The sequence below is a fragment of the Aeromonas sp. NJAU223 genome (genome assembly GCF_051125555.1).
GTDB classification, from domain to species: Bacteria; Pseudomonadota; Gammaproteobacteria; order Enterobacterales; family Aeromonadaceae; genus Aeromonas; species Aeromonas veronii_G.
In genome coordinates this window covers 3,348,420-3,373,119 of sequence record NZ_CP144204.1, presented here as the reverse complement: position 1 = coordinate 3,373,119, position 24,700 = coordinate 3,348,420, and the positions used below count along the sequence as shown (strand labels likewise).

The following is a 24,700-nucleotide window of genomic DNA, read 5'->3' as shown; positions in this document are numbered from 1 at the left end:
GATGTCTCGAAGACGTCGTTTCAAGGGCCGTGACGTACACGGTATCCTGCTGCTGGACAAACCCACCGGCCTGACCTCCAACGATGTGTTGCAGAAGGTCAAGCGCATCTACAATGCCGCCAAGGCCGGCCACACCGGTGCCCTGGACCCCCTGGCGACCGGCATGCTGCCGATCTGCCTGGGTGAGGCGACCAAGTTCTCCCAGTATCTGCTGGAGGCGGACAAGCGCTATGAGGTGACTGCCAAGCTCGGCGAGCGCACCAACACCAGCGACTCCGACGGCGAAGTGGTCTCCACTCGTCCGGTGAACGTGGCCGTGGGTACCCTGATCGAGGCGCTGGACCAGTTCCGCGGCCCCATCATGCAGGTGCCGTCCATGTATTCCGCGCTCAAGCACAACGGTCGTCCGCTCTACGAGTACGCCCGTGAAGGCATCGAGATCGAGCGCGAAGCCCGCCCCATCACCGTCTTCGAGCTCAAGTTGCTGAGCTTCGAAGGGGATGAGGTGCGCCTCGAGGTGCATTGCAGCAAGGGGACCTACATCCGCTCCCTGGTGGATGACCTTGGCGAGGTGCTGGGTTGTGGCGCGCACGTCACCCAGTTGCGCCGTACCCAGGTTGCAACCTATCCCTATGATCGGATGCTGACCCTGGATCAGCTCGAGTGCATCTTCGAGCAGGCCAAGACCGAGAGCATTCCTCCGCGTGAACAGCTCGATCCCCTGCTGCTGCCGATGGATACCGCCGTGGCGTCCCTGCCCGAGGTGAACATGCTGGCCGCGGTTGCCGCCTATGTGAACCAGGGCCAGGCCGTGCAGGTCGCAGGCGCGCCGCAGAGCGGTCAGGTCCGCATGACGGTGGGTCCGGAGCGCGAGTTCATCGGAGTGGGTGAAATCGACGACGACGGTCGCGTGGCGCCCAAGCGTCTGGTGCGCTACCACGACGAAGAGTGATTCTTGACCCTCAACACCGGTTCAGGGTCTGACGACAGGCCGTGAACCGGGTTCAGGCGGTATCGGCGGCTGGCAGGCATCCATCTTGCTGCTTGCCGCGCTTTCTCGTTGCGAAAGCGAGCGGGTGCGATTATGATACCGCCCTCATTTCATGGCTGAATTAGAGATCGGCTGTGAACCTTTAAACTCTCTACTGGAGTAATACCATGTCTCTAAATGCTGAGATCAAAGCTTCCATCGTTGCTGACAACGCCCGCGCTGCCAACGACACTGGCTCCCCCGAAGTGCAGGTTGCCCTGCTGACTGCCCAGATCAACCATCTGCAAGGTCACTTCAAGGAGCACGCGAAGGATCACCACGGTCGTCGCGGTCTGCTGCGCATGGTTTCCCAGCGTCGTAAGCTGCTGGACTACCTGAAGCGTAAAGACGTTCAGCGTTACGCTGCTCTGATCGCCAAGCTGGGTCTGCGTCGTTAATCGACCATCAGATTTCGCGAAAAAGGGGAACCTCAGGGTTCCCCTTTTTTCTTGCCTGATTTTCAGGTGCCGCAAGCCGTTGCCTGCCTCACAGAATTTGTCTCTCCGCTTACCTTTTGATTCGAATCAAGTATACTTGCACGCGAATTTAAAGCGCCAAATTGTAAAAAGGAAATTCACGTGAATCCTATTGTAAAGTCATTCCAGTACGGTCAACACACCGTTACCCTGGAAACCGGTGTGATGGCCCGTCAAGCCACTGCGGCCGTCATGGTCAGCATGGACGATACCTGCGTATTTGTGACCGTTGTCGGCAAGAAAGAGGCCGACCACGGCCGTGATTTCTTCCCGCTGACCGTCAACTATCAGGAGCGTACCTATGCTGCTGGTCGTATCCCGGGTGGTTTCTTCCGTCGTGAAGGTCGTCCGAGTGAAGGCGAGACCCTGATCTCCCGTCTGATCGACCGTCCTATTCGCCCGCTGTTCCCGGAAGGCTTCCTCAATGAGGTTCAGGTGGTTGCCACCGTCATGTCCGTGAATCCGCTGGTTTCCCCGGACATCGTCGCCATGATCGGTGCCTCCGCGGCCCTGGCCATCTCCGGCATCCCGTTCGGCGGTCCCATCGGCGCAGCCCGCGTGGGTTACATGAACGGTCAGTATGTGCTGAACCCGACCACCAAGGAACTGCCAGAGAGCGATCTGGATCTGGTGGTTGCCGGTACCGCCAATGCGGTGCTGATGGTGGAATCCGAAGCGGCCATCCTGTCTGAAGAGACCATGCTGGGCGCCGTTGTCTACGGTCACGATCAGATGCAGACCGTCATCAACGCCATCAACGAATTCGCCGCCGAAGTCGGCACCAAGCCCTGGGCCTGGACTGCGCCTGCCGTCAACGAAGCCCTGAAAGCCAAGGTGGCCGAACTGGCCTCTGCCGAGCTGGGCGAAGCCTACCGCATCACCGAGAAGGCCGTGCGCTACGAAGCCATCGGTGCCATCAAGGCCCGTGTGGTCGAGCAAGTCATCGCCTCCGGCGTGGAAGAAGATGCCAAGAAGATCGGCGAAGAGTTCCACAGCCTGGAAAGCCGCATCGTCCGTGGCCGTGTGGTCCGTGGCGAGCCGCGCATCGATGGCCGCGATCCGGAGATGATCCGCGCCCTGTCCGTTGGTACCGGCATCCTGCCGCGCGCCCACGGTTCCGCCCTGTTCACCCGTGGTGAGACTCAGGCCATCGTGGTTGCGACCCTGGGTACCGAGCGTGACGCCCAGAACATCGACGAGCTGTCCGGCCACCGTGCCGACCGCTTCATGCTGCACTACAACTTCCCGCCGTACTGTGTCGGTGAGACCGGCATGATGGGCAGCCCCAAGCGTCGCGAAATCGGTCACGGCCGTCTGGCCAAGCGCGGCGTTGCTGCCGTAATGCCGAGCGCCGCCGAGTTCCCGTACGTGGTGCGTGTGGTTTCTGAAATCACCGAATCCAACGGTTCCTCCTCCATGGCTTCTGTCTGTGGTTCCTCCCTGGCGCTGATGGATGCCGGTGTGCCGATCAAGGCCTCCGTCGCCGGTATCGCCATGGGTCTGGTGAAGGAAGAAGAGGGCTTCGTCGTGCTGTCCGACATCCTGGGTGACGAAGACCACCTGGGTGACATGGACTTCAAGGTTGCCGGTACCACCGAGGGTGTGACCGCCCTGCAGATGGATATCAAGATCGAAGGCATCACCAAAGAGATCATGGAGATTGCCCTCAAGCAAGCCCGTGGCGCTCGCCTGCACATCCTGAAGGTGATGGACGAAGCCATCCAGGCGCCGCGTGCCGAGATCTCCGATTTCGCCCCGCGCATCCACACCATCAAGATCAATCCTGAGAAGATCAAGGACGTGATCGGCAAGGGTGGTTCCGTGATCCGCGCCCTGACCGAAGAGACCGGCACCAACATCGAGCTGGATGATGACGGTACCGTCCGCATCTCCGCCGTTGACAACGATGCCGCCAAGGAAGCAATCCGTCGCATCGAGGCCATCACCGCCGAGATCGAAGTGAACCGCATCTACGAAGGCAAGGTCGTGCGTCTAGCCGACTTCGGCGCCTTCGTCAACATCCTGCCGGGTAAAGACGGTCTGGTACACATCTCCCAGATCACCGATGCCCGCGTGCAGAACGTGGCCGACTTCCTGAAGATCGGTGACGTGGTGAAGGTGAAGGTACTGGAAGTGGATCGTCAGGGTCGCGTGCGTCTCTCCATCAAGGAAGCGAACGCACCGACCGAAGCCGCCGCACCGGCTGTCGAAGCCGTCGAGGCACCTGCCGCCGAATAAGGCCTATGCAGAGTGAAAAAGCCGACCCCAGGGTCGGCTTTTTTATGCGTCATGGCATCGCAGTGGTGTTCCGCCGACAAAGGGCATTGTTCCTTTCGGCACCACTTGTTATAAGGGACGATTCCCCGCCTCGCTGTCAAAAGGAATTGCAGTATGTCATGGGCCTATCTCAGGCAATTTACTCCCCTGGTCTGGATCGTCATCCTGGGCACCTTCATGGTGCGTACCACCTTCTTCATGGTCTGGCCCTTCCTCTCCATCTTGCTCTACCGTGATTACGGTCTGTCGGCGACCCTGATAGGCCTCATCCTGGGGGCGACGGCGGCGCTCTCCACCCTGGTCAGCTTCTATGGCGGCTGGCTGTCGGACAAATGGGGACGGCGCAACATCCTGCTGTTCGGCTGTCTGGTCTCCGCCCTGAGCGTCGCGCTGCTCGGGCTCTCCCATCAGGTATTCTGGCTGGCGTTCGGGGTGATCGGCAGCGGTCTCTCCTATGGTCTCATCGACTCGCCGGGCAAGGCCTTGATGGCCGATAGCCTGGCCGAGCCCAAGGCGCGGGAACTGGCGCTGCATCTGCGCTATTTCTTGCTGAACCTGGGGGCGGCCATCGGCCCCTTGCTCGGGGTCAGCTATGGCCTGAGTGCGCGCCAGGAGACCTTCCTGTTGCTCAGCGCCAGCTATCTGCTGCTCGGTCTCATCTTCATCATCGGTTTCCGGTTGGCGGGTTGTCAGGCGAGCCGGGCGGCCGGCCCCGACATGCGTGCCGTACTGCGGGTGCTCTGGCTGGATCGGGGCTTTCTGTTGCTGACCCTGGCCAACCTGCTGCTGATGCTGGTCTATGCCCAGTTCGAGTCACCCCTTATCCAGTACCTGACGCGGGCGGGAGCCCCGGAGGTGGAACACCTCATCGGCTACTTGGTAGCGATCAACGCGCTGACCATAGTGATACTGCAATTCCCCCTGCTGCACCTGACGGCCAACTGGTCCACCAAGCGGCGGTTGCAGCTCGGGGTGGCCTTCTTCCTCGGTGCCCAGCTGCAATTCGCGCTCGGGGATACCGCCATCTGGTGGCACTGGATGGTGGCGGTGATCCTGCTCAGCATCGGCGAGTGCATTCTCTTCCCGCTGCTCAACGTGCTGGTCGATCAGATGGCACCGGAGCACCTCAAGGGCAGTTACTTCGGGGCGGCCTCCATGTCCGGACTCGGGATCGCCATCGGGGCCCTGCTGGGGGGCTGGATCCTGACCCACTGGGGAGGCAGCTTGCTTTACGGTGTGATGGCCCTGCTTTGTCTGGCCATCCTGCAACTCTATGGATGGGGCACCAGGGCACCGCGAGCGGCCCGGATCCGGGCCGAGACCTAGAAGTTAGAAGGTCAGCACCTTGTCGGCTGCCAGGGTCCACTGGGCCAGCAGGGGCAGAGTGCCTATCTCGATGCCCTCGATGAGGGGGAGGGGGCTGATGCCGCGGGCATCGGTGCAGGTCTTGCACAGCCGGATGAGGGTGCCCTGTGCCAGCAGGATCTCCAGCATCTGGCGCAGGTTGTAACCTTCGGCCGGTGCCTGGCCTGCCAGCGCCGCGCTGACGGCATCGGACATCAGGAACAGCTTCAGCACGACACCGCCCTGCTCGTTGAGGGCTATCCCCAGGCGCAGGGCGTTGAACAGGGATTCGCTGCCGTAGGGGGCGCCGTTGGCGATGATGACGACTTGCTGCTTCATGGGTCTCTCCACAGGGAAAAGCCTCATTGTAGCGTCAGACGGATTCGCTCAGCATGACCTGGTGCAAAACTCTGTCGTAACCCAGAGGGGGTTGACTTGACCTGACGGCATGAGTGAGGTCTCATGGGCGGCCATCCAGTATGAAAGCACTATGAGGTTGTTATGTTGAAAGTTGCCGGGATTGGCATATTACTGTTGGCTGGACAGGCCTATGGCAGTGAAAACATCGGTTGCAAGGCCAAGCATCAGGCGGTGTCGGAGCAACTCGTGATCGCCAAGGCCCACAACAATGCCGATCAGGTGGCCGGGCTTGAGCAGGCCCTGCGCAATATTGAGGCCCACTGCACCGATGCCAAGCTTGTCGAGGAGCAGCAGCGGAAGGTCGCGGATCAGAAAGAAGAAGTGGAAGAGCGGCTGGCGGATCTGCAGAGTGCGCGGGTATCTGGCAAGCCGGACAAGATCGCCAAGAAGCAGGTCAAGCTGGAAGAATCCCAGGCTGAGCTGCTGGAAGGCCAGCGTGAGCTCGAGGCGTTGCAGAAATTGATCAAGCCCTGAGGGCGAGCAGCGCAATAGAAAAAGCCGGGCATGCCCGGCTTTTTCTATGGTGACACTGCAGATCCTGGTGAGGAGTACCAGAACATCCTGTCTCGGATGCCCGGCAGCGGATCTGCCGCCTCGTTACTGCCTGTGCATCCGGACGAACTTGTCCAGCAACTGATCTTCCGTCTCCACATGGGCGGGATCCCAGATGATGCAGTCGATGGGGCAGACGCTGATACAGGTCGGCTTCTCATAGTGACCGACGCATTCGGTGCAGCGATCCGGATCTATCTCGTAGATCTTGGCTCCCAGGGTGATGGCCTGGTTCGGGCACTCGGGATCGCACATGTCACAGTTGATGCATTTGCTGGTGATGAGCAGGGCCATCTCAGGCAGCCGAGTGGGGCTGACGGGTGTCCTGGCGCTCGCCGAGGTTGCGCAGCAGGATGCCGTAGTTGATGTCGACCTCTTTGGGCACCGGTACATAGACCACGTGACCGTTGCCCGGCGCGGTGTCGATGAGCTCGCCCTTGCGGTTCTGCATCTGTTCCAGGTTGAAGCTGAGGTTGCCCTGCGGGGTCATCAGCTCCAGGCTGTTGCCCACCAGGAACTTGTTCTTCACCTCCACTTCCACCATGTCACCGTTGCGACCGGTGATCTCGCCGACAAACTGCTGGGTGTCGGAGACGGAGTAGCCGTAGTCGTAGTTCTGGTACTCGCTGTGGTTGTGGCGACGCAGGAAGCCCTCGGTGTAGCCGCGGTGGGCCAGGTTCTCGAGGGTGCCCATCAGGGTCGGATCGAACGGACGACCGGCGACGGCATCATCGATGGCCTTGCGATAGACCTGGGCGGTGCGGGCGCAGTAGTAGAAAGATTTGGTACGGCCTTCGATCTTGAGCGAATGCACCCCCATCTTGGTCAGGCGCTCCACGTGCTCGACGGCGCGCAGGTCCTTGGAGTTCATGATGTAGGTGCCGTGTTCGTCCTCGAACGCGGTCATGAACTCACCGGGGCGGTTGGACTCCTCCAGCAGCACCAGGGCGTCGGTGGGCTTGCCGGCCCCCAGGGTCGGGTCGACCTTCTGTACGGCAATAGGCTCCTGACGGTGAACGATCTGGCCCACTTCGTCCTCTTTGCCCTCGTGCACCTTGTACTCCCAGCGGCAGGAGTTGGTGCAGGTGCCCTGGTTGGGGTCGCGCTTGTTGATGTAGCCGGAGAGCAGGCAGCGACCGGAGTAGGCCATGCACAGGGCGCCGTGGACGAAGACTTCCAGCTCCATCTCCGGCACCTGCATGCGGATCTCTTCGATCTCGTCCAGGGAGAGCTCGCGGGAGAGGATGGCGCGGGTCAGCCCCATCTGATGCCAGAATTTCACCGTGGCCCAGTTGACCGCGTTGGCCTGCACCGACAGGTGGATGGGCATGTCCGGGAAGGCTTCGCGCATCATCATGATGAGACCGGGGTCGGACATGATCAGCGCATCCGGCTTCATGTCCACCACGGGGCGCATGTCGCGGATGAAGGTCTTCAACTTGGAGTTGTGGGGCTGGATGTTGGCCACCACGTAGAACTGCTTGCCGAGGGCGTGGGCCTCGTTGATGCCAAGCTGCAGGTTTTCGTGATCGAATTCGTTGTTGCGCACCCGCAGGCTGTAGCGCGGCTGGCCCGCGTAGACGGCGTCGGCACCATAGGCGTAGGCGTAACGCATATTCTTGAGGGTCCCGGCGGGGGAGAGCAATTCTGGTTTGAACATGTTGGACTCTTCGTATCTGATTGCAAATCAGGACGGCGCCACCTGATGGCGTCGTATAGGTTCATCGGCACTGCGCGACCAGACTCGACGCACAGCCTCCGATGACGGTTCACCCGGAGCACGAAATGGTTCGATACTCCCGATATAAAGGGTGCGAGATTGTACTCGTCACCGGCCCATCATGCAATTTCAGCGGGTATTTCAAGGTGGCATTGCTGTTCATTTTACGCTCAGACTGGCGATGTTAGGGTATCGAAGGCACTGCGTAACCGAGAGTTGACTGGAGAATGGATCTTTTCCGTGAAAAAGCCACCGCTTCAAGTTGAAATTTTGGCCGACTCGGGAAAGAATGCGCGCTCGGTGATTGGTCTCGAGCGCAGGCAACGCGCAGCCAGGCCCACCGAGGACAACATGGTCTCAGGCCCACAGGTACAGGAACTACACAGGAATTTTATGAATCCCCTTCGCATTGCCGCTTCGGCCCTTTTTTGTACTCTGACCCTGGTCAGCCAGCAGGCCGCCGCCGTTGAATACGTGCTGCCCGCCGCCAACAGCCGCCTGATCGGAGAAAACCAGGAGTACGTGGTGCCTGCGGACAACCGTCCGCTGGAGCAGATCGCCTCCGACTTCCAGCTGGGCCTGACCAACATCATGGAAGCCAACCCGGGCGTGGATCCCTATCTGCCGACCCCGGGCAGCAAGCTGATCATCCCCCATCAGCTGATCCTGCCGAATGCGCCCCGCGAAGGGATCGTCATCAACGTGGCCGAGATGCGTCTCTACTACTACCCGAAAGGTCAGAACGTGGTGCAGGTGCTGCCCATCGGTATCGGCCAGCTGGGGGTGAATACCCCGGAGAACTGGATCACCAAGGTGGAGCGCAAGCGCGCCAACCCGACCTGGACCCCGACCGAGAACATCCGTCGCCGTTACGCCGCCCAGGGCAAGACCCTGCCCGCGGTCTGGCCGGCCGGCCCGGACAACCCCATGGGTCTGCACGCCCTCTACATCGGCAACCTGTACGCCATCCACGGCACCAATGCCACCTTCGGCATCGGTCTGCGGGTGAGCAGCGGCTGCGTGCGTCTGCGCGCCGATGACATCAAGTACCTGTTCGACAAGGTACCGGTCGGTACCCGTGTCCAGTTCGTGAACCAGCCGGTCAAATCCACCGTCGAGCCGGATGGCGGTCGTTACATGGAAGTGCATGAGCCCCTGTCCCGTACCGAGGCGGAGTTCAACTCCACCGCCTCCGTGCCGCTCCCCATGACCCCGGCCATCACCCGCTTTATCGCTCACGCCGACAGCGACTCCAACCTGGTCAAACAGGTACTGGAACAGCGTAGTGGCTTGCCGACCCGCCTCAATCCCGAGGCCTGATCCGGCAAGGCAGTTAAAACAACAACGGCGACCCCAGGGTCGCCGTTGTTGTTTTCAGCCATGGCTGACGGTCGTTTAGTTGTGGTTGAGGGTGATGATGGCTCTGGTGTGTTGTGGGGCAATCCATTGGTGGATGAGTTGCACCCGGGTCAGGTCGCGGGAGGGCTCCTGCGCCAGGTGTGTCAGGTTGACCGACTGTGTGCCCGAATCGCAGGTGACTTGCATGCTCTCTCTTTGCTGACTCGCGTCGCAGCTTGCTGCCACGATGGCGCCCCTGATCGTCAGCTGACCACCGTTGGCCGCCGAGGCCGACAGTGTTGGCAAGCACCCCAATGCGACAAGGGTGAGGGTCATGGTGGTGGCTTTCATGGTGATCTCCCGATCTCTTGCCTGTTTGCAGGACGCTGCGCATTGCAGTGTCATCAAGGTCGTTATCGACCACAAAGGGGGATGACAAGAGCACAATTTTTCTGGATGGCTTTCGGGTTGCCAATGCCGAGGGTCGCCTGGCGTCAGTCGCCTGAGCAGAGGAAATAAAGGGGGGAGGGTTCATGATGCCGACATTGCAATACGCAAGGGGGCCGGGCTGCGTGCTATGGGCAGAAAATTGTTCATGAAAAGCGGCGCCTGATGGCGCCGCATGCATATCGGGGAGGGGCTGCGATGCGAAGGTCGCCCAGGCGGGCCGATAGCGACGCGCAGCAACAAGCTATTTCCCCAGGTCATTTGCCTGCGATGCTGAGGCCGCCGAAGCGGATCAGGGGAGCATAGAAGCCCTTGCCATCATCGTGATGGAGCACATCGCCGACCGCCTCCAGCTCGCCCAGCAGGCGGTAGAAGTTGCCCGCCACCGTGATGCCCCGCACTGGCTGTATCCGCTCACCGTCCCGGCACAGGAAGCCTGAGGCGCCAAACGAGAAGTCGCCGCTCACCGCATCGGCGCCGGAGTGCAGACCATCCAGCTTGACCAGTTCCAGGTATTCGCCTGCCTTGACCTCGGCCTGCGTGTGGGGGCCGAGACCGAATACCAGGTGGCGAGGGGCCACATCCAGTGCGCCGCGAGCACTGCGGGCCGCCGCGCCATTGCTGACTACGCCGAAGTGATGGGCGCTGGCGCTGTTGTGCAGCAGGGTCTTGAGTTCCCCTTCACCGATGAGCAGCACGTCCTGGGTCGGCGTGCCTTCTCCGTCGAAGCCCTTGATCCGCATGCCTCCCGGCATATGGATCCGGCTCTCCAGGGTGAGCCAGCGGGAGGCCACGCTCTGGCCGAGCTTGCCGCGCCAGGGGTTGATCCCCTGCTGGGCCCACTTGCCCGAGAGCGCCGCCTGGAAGCAGCCAAACAGGCTGGCCAGGCAGTCGAGCGTGAAGATCGCGCTGTAGCGACCGCTCGGCACGGCTTCACCGGGCAGCAGGTCATCGGCCATGGCATGGATCTGGGTGACGAGGGCACCCGGGTTCAGCTCATCGAAGCGGCGGGCCTGCTGCCCCTGATAGTGCATAGAATGGCGACCATCGCGCTCGATCAGGGCCGAGCTATAGCAGCCGACGCTGAACTCCTTGTGCTGGCAGAGGGTGCCCAGGCTGTTGGCGAGGCAGAGCTGGCTCTCCCCTTCATAGACGCTGTTGTAGGGGGCGCCGGTCACATCCGGCAGGGCCAGGATGTCTGACTCGAGGCGCAGGGCCAGGGCAATCTTCTCTTCCACCGGGGTGTTGTCTGGTTGATAAATCTCGGGACAATCCGTGCTAAGACGGCTTCCCTGCACCGAGATGCGCTGATCCGGATCCACCTTGGCGAAACGGCAGGCATCGAGGGCATCCTGCAGCATGGTATCCAGCGCCGACTCATCCAGAGATTCGGAGTAGGCGAGGCCGACCCGACCATCCTTGATGAGACGAATGCCGAGTTGCTGGCTGCTGGTGACCTTGTATTCGCTGAGCTCACCTTTGTCCGCCTTGAGGGAGAAGGCCTTGTCCTGATTGGCGATGATGTCCGCCTCGGCGCCAAGGTCTGCGACCTTGTCCAGCAGGCGGTGGAGCAGTGGTGTCATGTCGATGGTGCTCATCAGGCGTTACCTCCCACCAGAATGTTGTCGACCTTGAGCGGCGGCTGGCCGACGGAAGCGGGGATGGAGCCCGAGACGGAACCGCACATGCCGGCCGAAATGGCCAGATCCCGGCCCACCATGGAGATCTCCTGCAGAACTTGCGGGCCCGTCCCGATCAGGGTCGCCGACTTGAGGGGGCGGGTGATCTTGCCCTTCTCGATGAGATAGGCCTCCTGCACGTTGAAGTTGAACTCGCCGGTGCCCGGTTGCACCGAACCGCCTCCCATGCGTCTGGCATAGATGCCGTGCTCCACGCTCGCCAGCATCTCATCCAGGCTGTGGTGGCCCGCCTCTATGTAGGTGTTGCGCATGCGCGACGCCGGGGCGAAGCGGTAGGACTCGCGCCGCCCTGAGCCGGTGCGGGCATAGCCGGTCTTGAGCGCCCCCATTCTGTCCACCAGAAAACCGGTGAGCACGCCGTCCTTGATGAGCTGGGTATGCTGAACCGCCATCCCCTCGTCATCGACGTTGATGGAGCCCCAGGCGTTGCCCTGCAGCCCTTCATCCACCGCGTTGACCACGGGGTTGGCGATGAGCTGGCCCATCTTGTCGTGGAATACAGAGGCCTTCTTGGCCACCGAGGTGGTCTCCAGCAGGTGACCGCACGCTTCATGGAAGATGACGCCGCCAAAGCCGCTCTCCAGAATGACCGGCAGGTTGCCGCTCGGGCAGGGCGCCGCGCCAAGTTTCACCAGCGCCTGGCGGGTGGAAGAGAGGGCCAGTTCCCGGGGATCGATGAGGGCGGCATGCTCCCAGCCCATCATGGCGCCAGGGGCTTCATAGCCCACGCTCTGCTCACCGCCATCCAGGGCGATGGTCTGGGCGGTGATGCGGTTGTAGTGGCGACGATCGCTCACCTGCAAGCCTTCGCTGTTGAAGATCTCCACCTCCTGCTCCCAGCCAAGGGTGCTGCCGGAGAACTGGCTCACCTTGGCACTCTCGGCGCGGGCGGCGGCATCCATGGCATGGAGGTAGGCTATCTTCTGCTCCAGCTGCTTGTCGGCCGACAGCGGCAGGGCAACCGGATTGCGATCATTCAGACGGATGAAATCAAAGGCGGTGGCGGTCACCACGGGATCCCGCCTGTCCTTGGCCGCCAGGAGGCTGACGATGCGCAGCAGCTCGTTGCGATCGGCCAGGTTGGTGTAGCCATAGAGCACCTTGTGGCCGTAACACAGGCGCACCCCTATACCGAAATCGAGGCCACCGCTGATGGCTTCGATCTGGCTGGAGAGCAGGCTGAGCTGGCTGCGGCGCTTGCGCTCCACGAACAGCTCGGCGAAGTCGGCACCCAGCGCCAGGGCGTGATCGAGCACGTCGCGGGCGATGGCGGGGGCCAACAGGGAGAATGGCGTCATAGAATATCCTTTTCTGGTCTGTTTCCTGTTTGCTTCCGACGCTCTGGTTGGGATTGTTATGGAGCGTCGCCTGCATTGTTGCAGACCAGCATGAAATTGTCGCTACTCGGCAGGCGATGAGCCCGATTGAAAAAACAGGTGTGCCATATACGTCCGAGCCGCCAGCGGGCCGCTCGGAACGGGGGAATTCTGGGATCAGGCAGGGGACGAGGTGACGCTCACTGCCGGGCGCTGCGCTGGATTACAGCAGCTCGTGGATCTCGCCCAGGATCTGGTCGACCCACTGCTCGATGCGGGAATCCGTCAGGTCGTACTGATTGGCATCGTCGAGGGCGAGGCCGACGAAGTGACGGCCATCGTCGATCAGTGCCTTGGAGGCGTCGAACTCGTAGCCTTCATTGGGCCAGTAGCCCACCAGCTTGACCCCCTTGGGCAACAACTGATCGTGCAGCATGCCGAGGGCATCCTGATACCACTCCCCATAGCCGAGCTGATCCCCCATGCCGAACAGGGCGATGATGCGCCCCTCCAGTTCGAGGTCCTGGATGTCTTCCCAGCGGGATTCCCAGTCTTCCTGCAGCTCGCCGAAATCCCAGGTGGAGATACCGAGGATCAGGATGTCGTACTCCTGCATGCGGGCCAGCGGCACATCCTTGATGTTATGGAGATCGACCAGCTCCGGGCCGATGAGGGCACGGATCTTCTCGGCAGCCATCTCGGTGTAGCAGGTGGTGGAGCCGTAAAACAAACCTATCTTCATCGTACTTCTCTTGAACGCTGTAGGCCGCCGGTGGGGCTGCCGGTGCCGGGACCCAGAGGGTGGCCCGGGGGAAGAGCGCCAGTCTAGCAGATTGCCGGCCGCCCTTCATCGGGCAAGAGGCGTCTGTCACGACCTGTGCCTAGGGCGGCGGGTCGCGCTACAATGGCCCCTCGTTTGCCAAAGACGGTAGCCCCATGACCAAGCCAGTCCCCGCCCAGCACGATCACCCCCTGATAGAGCCCTTCCTCGACGCCCTCTGGCTGGAGCGCGGACTGTCGGACAACACGGTCAGCTCCTATCGCACCGATCTGGAGAAGTTTGCGCTCTGGCTCGACAAGGCGGGCAGCTCCCTGCTGCTGGCGAACATCGACGATATCCAGCACTACCTCGCCTGGCGGGTGGACCAGCAGTTTGCCCCGAGCTCTACGGCCCGTTTCTTGTCGGCTCTGCGCCGTTTTTATCAGTACCTCAATCGGGAGAAACTGAGAACCGACGATCCCACCGTGCTGCTGGAGGGGCCAAAACTCCCCAAGAAGCTGCCCGCCGACTTGAGCGAGGCGGAGGTGGAGGCGCTGCTCACTGCACCTCTGGTGGATGACCCGCTGGAGCTGCGGGACAGGGCCATGCTGGAGCTGCTCTACGCCACCGGCTTGCGGGTCTCTGAGCTGGTGGGGCTCACCGCCGAACATGTCAGCCTGCGCCAGGGGCTGGTGCGCGTCGTCGGCAAGGGCAACAAGGAGCGCTTGGTGCCCATGGGGGAGGAGGCCATTCACTGGCTCGAGCGCTACTTCAGGGAGGGGCGGACCCTGCTGCTCGGCGGCACCAGCTCGGATGTGGTCTTCCCCTCCAAGCAGGCGAGGATGATGACCCGCCAGACCTTCTGGCATCGCATCAAGATCTATGCCCAGCGCGCCGGGATCCGGGGTGAGCTCTCCCCCCATACCCTGCGTCACGCCTTCGCCACTCACCTGCTCAATCACGGCGCCGACCTGCGGGTGGTGCAGATGCTGCTGGGGCACGCGGATCTCTCCACCACCCAGATCTACACCCATGTGGCCAATGAGCGGCTCAAGGCATTGCACGGGGAGCACCATCCCAGGGCCTGAGCGCCAGGATTATGCCCATAAAAAAACCGCCATCAGGCGGTTTTTTTAATGCACGACAGGAGGTGGGCTTATTTGCCCTGCTGGGATTTGAGCAGATCCCGGATCTCGGTCAGCAGCTCCTGATCCTTGGTGGGACCGACGGGGGCCGCGGCCTCTTCCTGTTTCTTCTTCAGGGTATTGATGGCTTTGAGCCCCATGAAGATGGCGAAGGAGATGATCAGGAAGTCGATGATGGTCTGGATGAACTTGCCGTAGGCGATCACCACGGCGGGCACATCCCCTTCGGCGGCTTTCAGGGTCACGGCGAGATCGCTGAAATCCACCCCGCCCAGGATGAGGCCGATGGGGGGCATGATGACGTCTCCCACGAAGGAGGAGACTATCTTGCCGAAGGCGGCACCAATGATGATACCGACCGCCATATCGATGACGTTGCCTCTGGCCGCAAAGGCCTTGAACTCTTGAATCAGACTCATGTTCCCCTCCAAAAATGGGATGTGGGCGGCCGCTACCGCCCCTCGATTTGAATAATAAAGCATCAGGAAAACAGAGGGATGACCATCGTGTTTCCTGTCGTCCCGATAAGCTTGCGGGGCCTCGGTCCAATTGGCAACCTTCCTGAATAGGAATTTTTAACATCCGGCATTATTAACTCATTGCTGATTAACCATTTGCACACAGTTCGCCTGTCGGGGGAATGGGTCACCGCAGAGGAGATTGTTGGTCCCTGTCGGGTTGCACTGTGGCGGCCGATGATGCGATCCTCTCTCTCCTATGTGTCGGCCCGAGCCAGGGCTCGGCCTCAAGGCAGGCTCGGGGAGGTCTTCCCCTCATGCTGCCCTGAACCACTGCTCACGCTACTGGATGTTATCGATGCCCCTGCAAATTCGTCGTCGTCCCCGGGTGGATGACTCCCACCTTCCCGCCAATCTGCATCCGTTGCTGCGCCAGATCTTTGCGAGTCGCGGGGTCGTGGATCCCGCTCTGCTGGAACGCAGTGCCAGCCATCTGCTGCCCCCCCAGCGCCTGTTTGGCATGGCGCAGGCGGTGCCCTTGCTGGCGGCGGCGCTGACGGCCCAAAAGCGGATCCTGATCGTCGGCGATTTCGACTGTGACGGCGCCACCAGCTCGGCCCTCTGCGTATTGGCGCTGCGGGCCATGGGGGCGGAACATGTCGACTTTCTGGTCCCCAACCGCTTTGAATTCGGTTATGGCCTCACGCCGGAGATAGTTGAACTGGCAATAGCTCGCCGGGCAGAGTTTCTTGTTACGGTGGACAACGGTATCTCCAGCATCGCCGGGGTCGCGGCGGCCAAGGCCGCCGGCATGCAGGTTCTGGTCACCGATCATCACCTGCCGGGTCAGGATCTGCCGGATGCCGACGCCATCGTGAACCCCAACCAGCGTGGCTGCGACTTCCCCTCGAAATCCCTGGCCGGGGTCGGGGTCGCCTTCTACCTGATGGCGGCCCTCAACACCCACCTGCGGCAGAGCGGCTGGTACGAGCGTCTGGGCATTCGCCCTCCCAATGTGGCGGACTACCTGGATCTGGTGGCCCTTGGCACCGTGGCCGACGTGGTGGCACTGGATGGCAACAACCGCATCTTGGTGCATCAGGGTCTGCAGCGGATCCGGGCCGGTCGCTGTCGCCCCGGCATCCAGGCGCTGGTGGACGTGTCGGGCCGGGATGGCCGGCGCCTCTGCGCCGCCGATCTCGGTTTTGCGCTCGGGCCGCGCCTCAACGCGGTGGGTCGCCTCGATGACATGTCCCTCGGGGTCGCCTGTTTGCTGTGCGATGACATCAATCTGGCGCGTCAGCTTGCCGCCGAGATGGACAGTCTCAACCAGGAGCGCAAGGAGATAGAGCAGGGCATGCAGCAGGAGGCCCTTGCCACCCTGGAGCAGATCCGTTTCCGGGATGGCGAGGTGCCAAACGGCATAGTGCTGCACCGGGACGAGTGGCATCAGGGGGTGGTGGGGCTGGTGGCGTCCAAGATCAAGGAGAAGTACTACAGACCGGTGATCGCCTTCGCCGAGAGCAGCGATAGCGAGCTCAAGGGCTCGGGGCGCTCCATCCCGGGCGTGCACCTGCGGGACGCGCTGGAGCTGCTCGATACTCGCCATCCCGGCCTCATGGGCAAGTTCGGCGGCCACGCCATGGCGGCGGGGCTGACCCTGCCCAAGGCCAATGTCGAGGCCTTTGGCCGCGCCTTCGAGGCCATCATCGGCGAGCTGGTAACCCCGGAGCTGCTGACCGGGGTGCTGCTCACCGATGGCGAACTGCTCTCCGACGAGTTGAGTCTGGAGCTGGCCGAGCTCATCCGTGCCTCCGGCCCCTGGGGGCAGGCCTTCCCGGAGCCGCTGTTCGACGGTGAATTCGTGCTGGTGCAGCAGCGGCTGGTGGGGGAGAAGCACCTCAAGATGATGCTGACCACGGACTCCGGCCACGCGGTGGATGCCATCGCCTTCGGGGTCGATCTCAAACGCTGGCCCGATGCGTCGGTGAAGCGGGTGCGACTGGTCTATCGCCTCGATGTGAACGAGTGGCGGGGCAATCGCAGCGTGCAACTGCTAGTGGAGCATCTGGAAGCCGCCGGCAGCTAGTCGTCGTCACTTCAACGCACTTCTCGTAAAACGGTCACCCCTGGGTGGCCGTTTTGTTATGGGAAATGGCTAGACCGGGCTGACCTGTCTATCCGTGGCGGGGCTGATGTCGCTGGGCTTCACGTCTTTGACTGGGTCTCGCTGTGAGCGTCGGCTCACCATGACATGACGAAAGAGAGTGGATGGCGGGGGCCATCAACTCAGAGTCTTGGCCATGTTGTAACCCGTGATGTGAAAGCCAATCTCCTGGTAGAGCGCCCTGGCTCTGGGGTTGTCATAAGCAACCCTCAGCTTGATCTGGCTGACGCCAAGGCGCTTCAACTCGGCCTCCAGTGCCGCCATGGCGGCCTTGCCATACCCCAGTTTGCGATGAGTTGGCTGTATGTAGAAGTCATAGATAAAGGTGGTGTGAGCGGCGGTGTCGATGCGGTGCCAGAGATAGCCGGCGATGGTCGCTGTCGGTGCGATAGCGCTCTCGACACTGTCACTCACTGGAATGATGCAGAGCAGGCTCTCGCCCGGCGTGGCGGCACCTTGCGGCAGGTACTGTTGCAAAGCGTCCCCGGCCTGCTGATGGGCTTCTGCGAGGGACAACCTGTGATTGCTGGCGAGATCCTTGGCGTAGTCGTCGATGAAGTAGTCGCGATAGGCGGGGAAATCCGCCTCACTCATGGGGATCAGATGAACGATAGGGATGGGCATCCTGTGCCTCGCTCAAAGAAAAGGAGTCGCTACCTTAACCCCGGAGCCTGGCACCCGCCAAGGGACGGGGGTGCCAAGTCCGAAGTCCTCAATGAAAAAGAGCGCCATAAGGCGCTCTTTTTCATCATGAGGAATGCTCCCCTGGCGTGAGAGGTTATTTGACCTCTTCGCCCTTGGCTTGCAGATCCGCGTGGTAGGAGGAGCGCACGAAGGGGCCACAGGCGGCGTGGGAGAAGCCCAGCCCCATGGCGACCTCTTTGAGCTCGTCGAACTCTGCGGGCGGCACGTAGCGCTTGACCGGCAGGTGGTGGCGGCTCGGCTGCAGATACTGGCCCAGGGTCAGCATGTTGACGCCGTGCTCGCGCAGGTCGGTCAGCACCTGCACGATCTCCTCGTTGGTTTCGCCCAGACCCATCATGACGCCGGACTTGGTCGGCACATGGGGGTGCATCTCCTTGATCCGGCGCAGCAGCTCGAGGGACCACTTGTAGTCGGCGCCCGGGCGGGCGACCCGGTACATGCGCGGTGCGGTTTCCAGGTTGTGGTTGAACACGTCCGGCGGGGTCTCGCGGAATACCTCCAGCGCCTGCTCCATCCGGCCACGGAAGTCCGGGGTCAGGATCTCGATGCGGGTCTGGGGACTGTGCTCGCGGATCTGCTTGATGCAGTCGGCGAAGTGCTGGGCACCGCCGTCACGCAAGTCATCACGGTCCACCGAGGTGATCACCACGTACTTGAGGCCCATCTCCTTGATGGTCAGTGCCAGCTTCTTCGGCTCATCGGGATCCAGCGCCAGCGGGCGACCGTGGGCGACGTCGCAGAAGGGGCAGCGACGGGTACATATGGCGCCCATGATCATGAAGGTGGCGGTGCCGTGGTTGAAGCACTCCGCCAGGTTGGGGCAGGAGGCCTCTTCACACACCGAGTGCAGCTTGTTCTTGCGCAGGGTGCTCTTGATGTGCTCGATTTTCTGGCTGGACGGCGGCAGCTTGATCCGCATCCAGTCCGGCTTGCGCAGCACTTCTTCGTCGGGATCCGGCATGAATTTCACCGGGATCAGGGCCATCTTGTCGCCATCGCGCAGCTTGACGCCCGGCTCCATACGAACGGGTTTGCTCATGATTCACTCTCGGTGTTTGTTATTGTCTGATTGATGGTCATCGGGCCCAGGCCCTCATGACCGCGCAGCATGGGTCTGTTCATGCCGCCGCTTCGGTATTGGTGATCGTCTGGTAGCCGATCAGCCTGGCCAGCTCCACCACCAGCAGGGATTGTGCTTCGGCCACGCTCTTCGGGCCGCCGAGGGCACTGGTCTGGGTCATGCTCATGCCCGCATAGCCGCACGGGTTGATGCGCAGGAAGGGGGTCATGTCCATGTCAACGTTCAGTGCCAGCCCGTGGAAGGAGCAGCCCTTGCGAATACGCAGCCCCAGGGAGGCCAGCTTGGCTTCCATCCCCTGTGCATTCTTCACATAGACACCCGGCGCATCCGGTTTGGCATAGGCCGAAATATCGCTCTTGGCCAGGGTATTGATGATGGCGGTCTCGAGGCAGGTGACCAGCTCGCGTACCGTCAGCTTGCTGCGACGCACGTCCACCAGCACGTAGAGCACCAGCTGGCCCGGGCCGTGATAGGTCACCTGGCCCCCGCGATCGCTCTGCACCACGGGAATGTCACCGGGGGCGAGCAGATGCTCGGCCTTGCCGGCCTGCCCCTGGGTGTAGACGGGATCGTGCTCCACCACCCAGAACTCGTCCGGGGTATCGGGGGTGCGACTGTCGGTGAAAGCCTTCATGGCATCCCACACCGGCTGGTAGGGGCGGCGACCAAGCTGTCTGACGAGCAGCGCTGGCTGAGCAGGCGTTTGAAGTGACATCTTTCCTCACTGACGGGCGCTTTAACCGGAAAACCGGACACGCGATAATCACTCACCCCTGGGCGGGGCGAGAGAGGCGATTTACAGGACGTAGCGAACCAGCTCAATCTTGCCAAGGGCGGCGTACATGGTCTCGATGTGTTCCTTGCTCTGGGCGGTAACGGTCACCCGGACCGAGTGATAGTTGCCCTTGGAGCTGGGTTGAACGGTCGGGCTGTAGGTGCCGGGAGCGTGCTGCTGCAGCACTTCGACCACCATGTCTGGCAGGGCAGGGTCGGCCACGCCGAGCACCTTGAACGGGAACTTGCAGGGGAACTCCAGCAGTTCATCAAACTTGGTATTCATTTGCTCACCTTTTTCGTCGTCCACGAGGCGACGTTATCTTTGATCTTGCATGGCCCCTTGGGGCCGCCAGTTCCTGTCAATATGGGCACGGCCCACGCCGGGATCAAGGCCCGGGGGAGGTGACAAGTCGTGGAAGTGCTGCTTTTTACCACAAATCCCTTGTCGGCGGAACCTGCAGTTTGCAGGGTTATTGACTGGTTGGACAGGCCAAAGGCAGCAGCGGCGCCTGTTGGCGCCGCTGTTTGGTCAATATTGTGCGTGGATCACTTGAACCAGCTGGAAACCAGCAACACCACGTAATCCCACAGGCGACTCATCAGGCCACCTTCCTGTACCTCTTCCAGGGCGACCAGGGGAACCTGCTTGATCTCCTTGTCACCCTGCTTGAGGAAGACGGTACCGACGCGTTGACCCTTGGCCAGCGGTGCCTTCAGCTCGCTCTCGAGCTGGAAGTCGGCCTTGAGGTTGTTGCCCTGACCACGGGTCACCAGTACGGAGACGTCCTGATCCACACCGAGTTTCACCTCGGACTTGTCACCCATCCAGATCTTCTGGGTCACCAGCTCGGTGCCGGCCTTGTACGGGGTCAGGCTCTGGAAGAAGCGGAAACCGTAGGTGAGCAGCTTCTTGCTCTCGGCGGCGCGGGTGGCTTCGCTGCCGGCGCCCAGCACCACGGCGATCAGGCGCATGCCTTCATTGTTGGTGGCGGAGGAGACCAGGTTGTAGCCGACCTGGCTGACGTGACCGGTCTTGATGCCATCCACCTGCAGGGATTGATCCCACAGCAGACGGTTGCGGTTGTGCTGGGTGATGCCATTGAAGACGAAGGACTTCTGGGCGTAGATCTTGTACTCCTCCGGCAGATCGCGGATGAGGGCCTGACCCAGGCGCGCCATGTCGTGAGCGGTACTGTAGTGCCCTTCGGCATCCAGGCCGTGGGGGTTCATGAAGTGGCTGTCGTTCATGCCGAGCTTGGCGGCCCAGCTGTTCATCAGGCTGGCGAAGGAGTCAGTGCTGCCTGCCAGGTATTCGGCCATGGCGACGCAGGCGTCGTTGCCGGACTGGATGATGATGCCCTTGTTGAGATCATCGACGGAGACCTGCTTGCCCACCTCGATGAACATCTTGGAGGAGTCGGAGTAGTTCTTGGACCAGGCGTTCTGGCTGATGGTCACCATGTCGGTACGCTTGATGTTCCCCTTGGCCAGCTCCTGGCCAATGATGTAGGAGGTCATCATCTTGGTCAGACTGGCGGGCGGCAGACGCTCTTCGGCGTTCTGCTCGGCCAGTACCTGACCGGAGTAGTAGTCGATCAGGATATGAGCCTTGGCGGCGATTTCCGGCGCGGCAGGCACGACCATGGGGGCGGCGTTCAGGGTCGGGACCGGCTGGGCAGACGGCAGAGCTGAATCCGGTGTCGGCACTGGCTGATTGGCCTGGGCGGTGGCGCTTAACAGGGAGGCCAGAATGACGGAGCGGGCAAATTTGGACATCTTGAAATTCCTGGTGCCTGGATGGGGTAGACCCAATGTTAAAAAAAGCGGGCTTCACTATACCAGATGTGCCCGTCGGTCATAGCCCGACATGCGATCTGGCCGGGATTTTCTGGCCCGATGGGCGGCATCACGCCGGGATACGACGTGATGCCGCGCTCATCAGGGAACGATAAAGGCCTGCTCCAGCCCACCCTGGCGGATCTGCTCAAGCAGGGCGGCTTGCTGGTCGCTGGCAACCGGCCCCAGCAAGACCCGGAAGATGGCGTCATGGGCCACCACCTGATAGGGCACCCCGTAGCGCTGGGTCATCACCTTGCCCATGGCCTCGGCTCTGGGCTGGGATCCGCTCGCCAGCACCTGGATAAGCTTGCCCTGACCGCTGGTGGCCTGGGTTGAGGTGGTCGCCGTGGCGACCGGCTTGATGGTCGCGGCAGGCACGGCCTTGGGGGCGGGCGCCGGTGCGGCAGGTGTGGGTTCCAAGAGTGCATTGTCGGCCTGCGCGGCCGGTTGCATGGGCTGCATCGGCGTCATGGGCACCATCTCCACCATCTGATCCGGGGTGTCGCTGATGAGCTCAAGTCGCACCCGGGCCTCTCCCCCTTCCACCATGTCGAGCTGCTTGGCGGCGGCGTGGGAGAGGTCGATGAGGCGATCGCTGCCGAAGGGGCCGCGATCGTTGATGCGCACGATCGTCTCCAGCCCGTTGCCGAGGTTGGTGACCCGCACATAGCTCGGCAGCGGCAGGTTGCGATGGGCGGCGCTGAACAGTTTGCTGTCTTGCAGATCGCCGTTGGCGGTCTTCTGGCCATCCAGATCCTGTGAGAGCCAGCTGGCTGTCCCCTCTTCCTGATAGTGCTTGATGTCGCGCCACACCTCGTACTTCTGCTTGCCGATCCAGTAGTCACGGTTGCCGCTGGCACTCAGGGGCTCGGGGCGCGGGATGGCGCCGGTGGCCTGGGGGATCTCGATGACTTGCGGCTTTTCCTGCTGGACGGGCGCTTCGGGAAGGGGCTGTGGCTCTGGCTGGCTGCTACAGGCGGCCAGCAACAAGGTCAGGCTGAGGGGAAGAAGTCTGTGGCTGTAATGCATAAGCGTCCTGGATTGCTTGGCTGAGTTGATGCACCGCCATCGCATAGAGAGGGCTGCGGTTATAGCGGGTGATCACATAAAAATTGTGGCGCGCGACCCAGTATTCGGGCCCGTCCGCCTGCTCCAATGCCAGCAGCTTGACTGGCGTGTCCGGGGCCGGTGGGGCGGCGAGTTCGATGCCGGCGGCGGCAAGCTCCTGCCACTGCTGGCTGAACTCGGGGCCGAGTGTCAGCAGAGTACTCACAGGAGCCAGCCCGATCAAGGCGGGTTCGACCACGGGTTCTCCCCAGCGCCATTTATGTTCGGCAAAGTAGTTGGCCACGCTGCCGATGGCGTCAGCCGGATTGGCAAACAGGTCTCGCTTGCCATCCCCGTCAAAATCGACGGCGTAGTGGCGATAGCTGGAGGGCATGAACTGCCCCATGCCCATGGCCCCGGCGTAGGAGCCCTTCAATGAGGTGAGCGGCCACTTCTCTTCCCGCGCTAGCAAAACCAGCTGGGCAAACTCCTTGGCAAAGAAATCGCTGCGCTCCGGGTAGTGAAAACCCAGGGTATAGAGGCTGTCGAGCACCGAGTGGCGGCCCATCTGGCGGCCATAGAAGGTCTCGATGCCGATGATGGCGACGATGACCGATGCCGGTACCCTGTAAGCCTGCTCCGCCTGGGTCAGCAGGGCGGCGTGGCGCTGCCAGAACGCGAGTCCGTCCCGGATCCGTTCGGGGGTGACGAACAGCGGCCGGTAGCGATGCCAGGGCTTGGCCTCCCAGGGGCGGGCTATGGTATCGAGGATCTCCTGACGCAGCTGGGCCTTGGCGGTGGCATCCTGCAGTGCCGCGAGGGGGACCTGCTGCTGGCTGGCAAGCTCGGCCAGCCGTTCGGGAGAGACGCTCGCCCCTGCCGTGAGCGAAAAGAGGCAGAGCGCCAGCCAGCAGATCTTCATCAGGCGAGCAATCGTCTGTGGGTCTGGATGGACATCAGGATGCCGAAGCCCGCCATCAGGGTCACCATGGAGGTGCCGCCGTAGCTGACCAGAGGCAGAGGCACCCCCACCACTGGCAGGATGCCGCTCACCATGCCCATGTTGACGAACACATAGACGAAGAAGGTGAGGGTCAGGGCGCCGCCGAGCAGGCGCTCGAAGCTGTTCTGGGCCTGCATGGAGATGAACAGGCAACGGCTGATGATGTAGAGGTAGATCACCAGCAGCAGGGCGACCCCCACCAGGCCGAACTCCTCGCTGAATACCGCGAAGATAAAGTCGGTGTGACGCTCAGGCAGAAATTCCAGCTGGGACTGGGTGCCCTGCAGCCAGCCCTTGCCGAATACGCCGCCGGAGCCGATGGCTATCTTGGACTGGATGATGTGATAGCCGCGGCCGAGGGGGTCTTTCTCCGGGTCCAGCAGCATCAGCACCCGCTGGCGCTGGTAGTCGTGCATCAGGAAGAACCAGAGTACCGGCATGAAAGCGGCGATGAGCACGGCCGCCAGTCCGATGAGCCACCAGCTGATCCCCGCCAGGAAGATGACGAAGAAGCCGGAAGCGGCCACCAGGATGGAGGTGCCGAGATCGGGCTGGGCCGCGATGAGCAGAGTGGGCAGCAACACCATCACCAGGGCGATCAGCACGTGGCTGAATTTGGGAGGCAGGGAGTGACGACTGAGCCAGGCGGCTACCATGATGGGCATGGAGAGCTTCATCACCTCGGAGGGCTGGAACTTCATGAAGCCGAGATCCAGCCAGCGCTGCGCCCCCTTGCCGATGTGGCCGAATACGTCCACCGCGATGAGCAGCACCACCACCACGGCGAACAGCGGCACGGACCAGCGCGCATAGAGGGACGGCGGCAGCTGGGCCAGGCCTATCATCAGGGCGAACGCCAGGCCGCCACGCACCAGCTGGCGCACGATGGAATCAAAATCCTGACCCGAGGCGGAGTAGAGCACCACCATGGAGAGGGTCATCAGGGCCAGCAGTCCGAGCAGCAGCGGCAGGTCGATATGCAGCCGGTACCAGATGCTCTGCTGGCGGGCGGAGTTACTCATGGGAGGAGACCTCGTTCTGCATCAATGAGGGGGTGAGAAGAGCCAGTGGCAGGCTGATCTGCCACTGGGGGTCAAG

Annotated in this window: 24 protein-coding genes; 8 read left to right on the top strand and 16 right to left on the bottom strand. The window is 62.0% G+C overall.

The genetic code is table 11. The features are described from left to right. Position 1 precedes the first annotated feature (1 nt). From truB to VZC39_RS15285, 4 genes are all read left to right on the top strand, one after another. Complete coding sequence (truB, locus tag VZC39_RS15300) at positions 2-952, top strand: tRNA pseudouridine(55) synthase TruB (RefSeq protein WP_349919162.1); 951 nt, start codon at positions 2-4, stop codon at positions 950-952. 206 nt (positions 953-1,158) lie between these two features. Beyond that, positions 1,159-1,428, top strand: a complete 270-nt coding sequence (gene rpsO, locus VZC39_RS15295; RefSeq protein WP_100861224.1) for a 30S ribosomal protein S15 — start codon at positions 1,159-1,161, stop codon at positions 1,426-1,428. A gap of 180 nt (positions 1,429-1,608) precedes the next feature. Then, complete coding sequence (gene pnp, locus VZC39_RS15290; RefSeq protein ID WP_434663679.1) at positions 1,609-3,744, top strand: polyribonucleotide nucleotidyltransferase; 2,136 nt, start codon at positions 1,609-1,611, stop codon at positions 3,742-3,744. Between the two features lie 153 nt (positions 3,745-3,897). Beyond that, the gene (locus VZC39_RS15285) at positions 3,898-5,109 is read left to right on the top strand and encodes an MDR family MFS transporter (protein WP_434663676.1); all 1,212 of its coding nucleotides are present in this window, start codon (positions 3,898-3,900) and stop codon (positions 5,107-5,109) included. 3 nt (positions 5,110-5,112) lie between these two features. Here the strand turns inward: VZC39_RS15285 and VZC39_RS15280 are convergent, their stop codons facing one another. After that, entirely contained in the window at positions 5,113-5,466 is a 354-nt protein-coding gene (locus tag VZC39_RS15280; protein WP_349919159.1) for a DsrE/DsrF/TusD sulfur relay family protein, read from the bottom strand. Between the two features lie 162 nt (positions 5,467-5,628). On the opposite strand from VZC39_RS15280, the gene VZC39_RS15275 reads away from it, so the two are divergent. After that, complete coding sequence (locus VZC39_RS15275; RefSeq protein WP_349919158.1) at positions 5,629-6,021, top strand: DUF1090 domain-containing protein; 393 nt, start codon at positions 5,629-5,631, stop codon at positions 6,019-6,021. Positions 6,022-6,144: 123 nt separating this feature from the next. On the opposite strand, the gene VZC39_RS15270 is transcribed toward VZC39_RS15275, so the two are convergent. Next, complete coding sequence (locus tag VZC39_RS15270; protein WP_349919157.1) at positions 6,145-6,393, bottom strand: YfhL family 4Fe-4S dicluster ferredoxin; 249 nt, start codon at positions 6,391-6,393, stop codon at positions 6,145-6,147. A 1-nt stretch (position 6,394) separates the two neighbouring features. Beyond that, positions 6,395-7,759: a tRNA 5-hydroxyuridine modification protein YegQ gene (gene yegQ / locus VZC39_RS15265; RefSeq protein WP_349919156.1), complete on the bottom strand. Its 1,365-nt coding sequence runs from the start codon at positions 7,757-7,759 to the stop codon at positions 6,395-6,397. A 453-nt stretch (positions 7,760-8,212) separates the two neighbouring features. Between yegQ and VZC39_RS15260 the strand changes: the two genes are divergently transcribed. Beyond that, complete coding sequence (locus tag VZC39_RS15260) at positions 8,213-9,139, top strand: L,D-transpeptidase family protein (protein WP_349919155.1); 927 nt, start codon at positions 8,213-8,215, stop codon at positions 9,137-9,139. A gap of 75 nt (positions 9,140-9,214) precedes the next feature. Here VZC39_RS15260 and VZC39_RS15255 read toward each other — a convergent pair whose 3' ends face one another. From VZC39_RS15255 to fldB, 4 genes are all read right to left on the bottom strand, one after another. Continuing rightward, positions 9,215-9,508, bottom strand: a complete 294-nt coding sequence (locus VZC39_RS15255) for a hypothetical protein (protein WP_434663671.1) — start codon at positions 9,506-9,508, stop codon at positions 9,215-9,217. 353 nt (positions 9,509-9,861) lie between these two features. Continuing rightward, complete coding sequence (locus VZC39_RS15250) at positions 9,862-11,202, bottom strand: TldD/PmbA family protein (protein ID WP_434663668.1); 1,341 nt, start codon at positions 11,200-11,202, stop codon at positions 9,862-9,864. Next, on the bottom strand, positions 11,202-12,602 hold the full coding sequence (locus VZC39_RS15245; protein ID WP_434663666.1) for a TldD/PmbA family protein: 1,401 nt from the start codon (positions 12,600-12,602) through the stop codon (positions 11,202-11,204). Before VZC39_RS15245 ends, VZC39_RS15250 begins: the two co-directional genes overlap by 1 nt. Positions 12,603-12,843: 241 nt before the next feature. Continuing rightward, a complete protein-coding gene (gene fldB, locus VZC39_RS15240) occupies positions 12,844-13,362 on the bottom strand; it encodes a flavodoxin FldB (protein WP_434663663.1) in 519 nt (172 codons plus the stop codon). A gap of 194 nt (positions 13,363-13,556) precedes the next feature. Here fldB and xerD point away from each other — a divergent pair, with 194 nt between their 5' ends. Next, complete coding sequence (gene xerD / locus VZC39_RS15235; protein ID WP_434663661.1) at positions 13,557-14,468, top strand: site-specific tyrosine recombinase XerD; 912 nt, start codon at positions 13,557-13,559, stop codon at positions 14,466-14,468. Between the two features lie 68 nt (positions 14,469-14,536). Here the strand turns inward: xerD and mscL are convergent, their stop codons facing one another. Beyond that, on the bottom strand, positions 14,537-14,944 hold the full coding sequence (gene mscL / locus VZC39_RS15230; protein ID WP_434663658.1) for a large-conductance mechanosensitive channel protein MscL: 408 nt from the start codon (positions 14,942-14,944) through the stop codon (positions 14,537-14,539). A gap of 397 nt (positions 14,945-15,341) precedes the next feature. Between mscL and recJ the strand changes: the two genes are divergently transcribed. Then, positions 15,342-17,072, top strand: a complete 1,731-nt coding sequence (gene recJ, locus VZC39_RS15225; RefSeq protein ID WP_434663656.1) for a single-stranded-DNA-specific exonuclease RecJ — start codon at positions 15,342-15,344, stop codon at positions 17,070-17,072. 195 nt (positions 17,073-17,267) lie between these two features. Here recJ and VZC39_RS15220 read toward each other — a convergent pair whose 3' ends face one another. The 8 genes from VZC39_RS15220 to rodA form a co-directional block, all read right to left on the bottom strand. Next, positions 17,268-17,774, bottom strand: coding sequence for a GNAT family N-acetyltransferase (locus VZC39_RS15220; RefSeq protein WP_434663653.1), 507 nt, complete (start codon positions 17,772-17,774; stop codon positions 17,268-17,270). A gap of 154 nt (positions 17,775-17,928) precedes the next feature. After that, positions 17,929-18,894 (bottom strand): lipoyl synthase, encoded by a 966-nt coding sequence (gene lipA, locus VZC39_RS15215; protein ID WP_349919140.1) that lies wholly within the window; start codon positions 18,892-18,894, stop codon positions 17,929-17,931. Between the two features lie 79 nt (positions 18,895-18,973). Further along, positions 18,974-19,651, bottom strand: a complete 678-nt coding sequence (lipB, locus tag VZC39_RS15210; RefSeq protein WP_349919138.1) for a lipoyl(octanoyl) transferase LipB — start codon at positions 19,649-19,651, stop codon at positions 18,974-18,976. A gap of 81 nt (positions 19,652-19,732) precedes the next feature. Then, positions 19,733-19,996 (bottom strand): DUF493 family protein YbeD, encoded by a 264-nt coding sequence (ybeD, locus tag VZC39_RS15205; protein WP_349919136.1) that lies wholly within the window; start codon positions 19,994-19,996, stop codon positions 19,733-19,735. A 263-nt stretch (positions 19,997-20,259) separates the two neighbouring features. Next, complete coding sequence (locus VZC39_RS15200; RefSeq protein ID WP_434663650.1) at positions 20,260-21,489, bottom strand: serine hydrolase; 1,230 nt, start codon at positions 21,487-21,489, stop codon at positions 20,260-20,262. A gap of 162 nt (positions 21,490-21,651) precedes the next feature. Beyond that, complete coding sequence (locus tag VZC39_RS15195; protein WP_434663647.1) at positions 21,652-22,581, bottom strand: septal ring lytic transglycosylase RlpA family protein; 930 nt, start codon at positions 22,579-22,581, stop codon at positions 21,652-21,654. Then, a complete protein-coding gene (gene mltB / locus VZC39_RS15190) occupies positions 22,523-23,521 on the bottom strand; it encodes a lytic murein transglycosylase B (protein WP_434663645.1) in 999 nt (332 codons plus the stop codon). Before mltB ends, VZC39_RS15195 begins: the two co-directional genes overlap by 59 nt. Next, positions 23,521-24,624, bottom strand: coding sequence for a rod shape-determining protein RodA (rodA, locus tag VZC39_RS15185; RefSeq protein ID WP_434663643.1), 1,104 nt, complete (start codon positions 24,622-24,624; stop codon positions 23,521-23,523). The genes mltB and rodA overlap by 1 nt, the downstream gene beginning before the upstream one ends. Between the last annotated feature and the right edge of the window lie 76 nt (positions 24,625-24,700).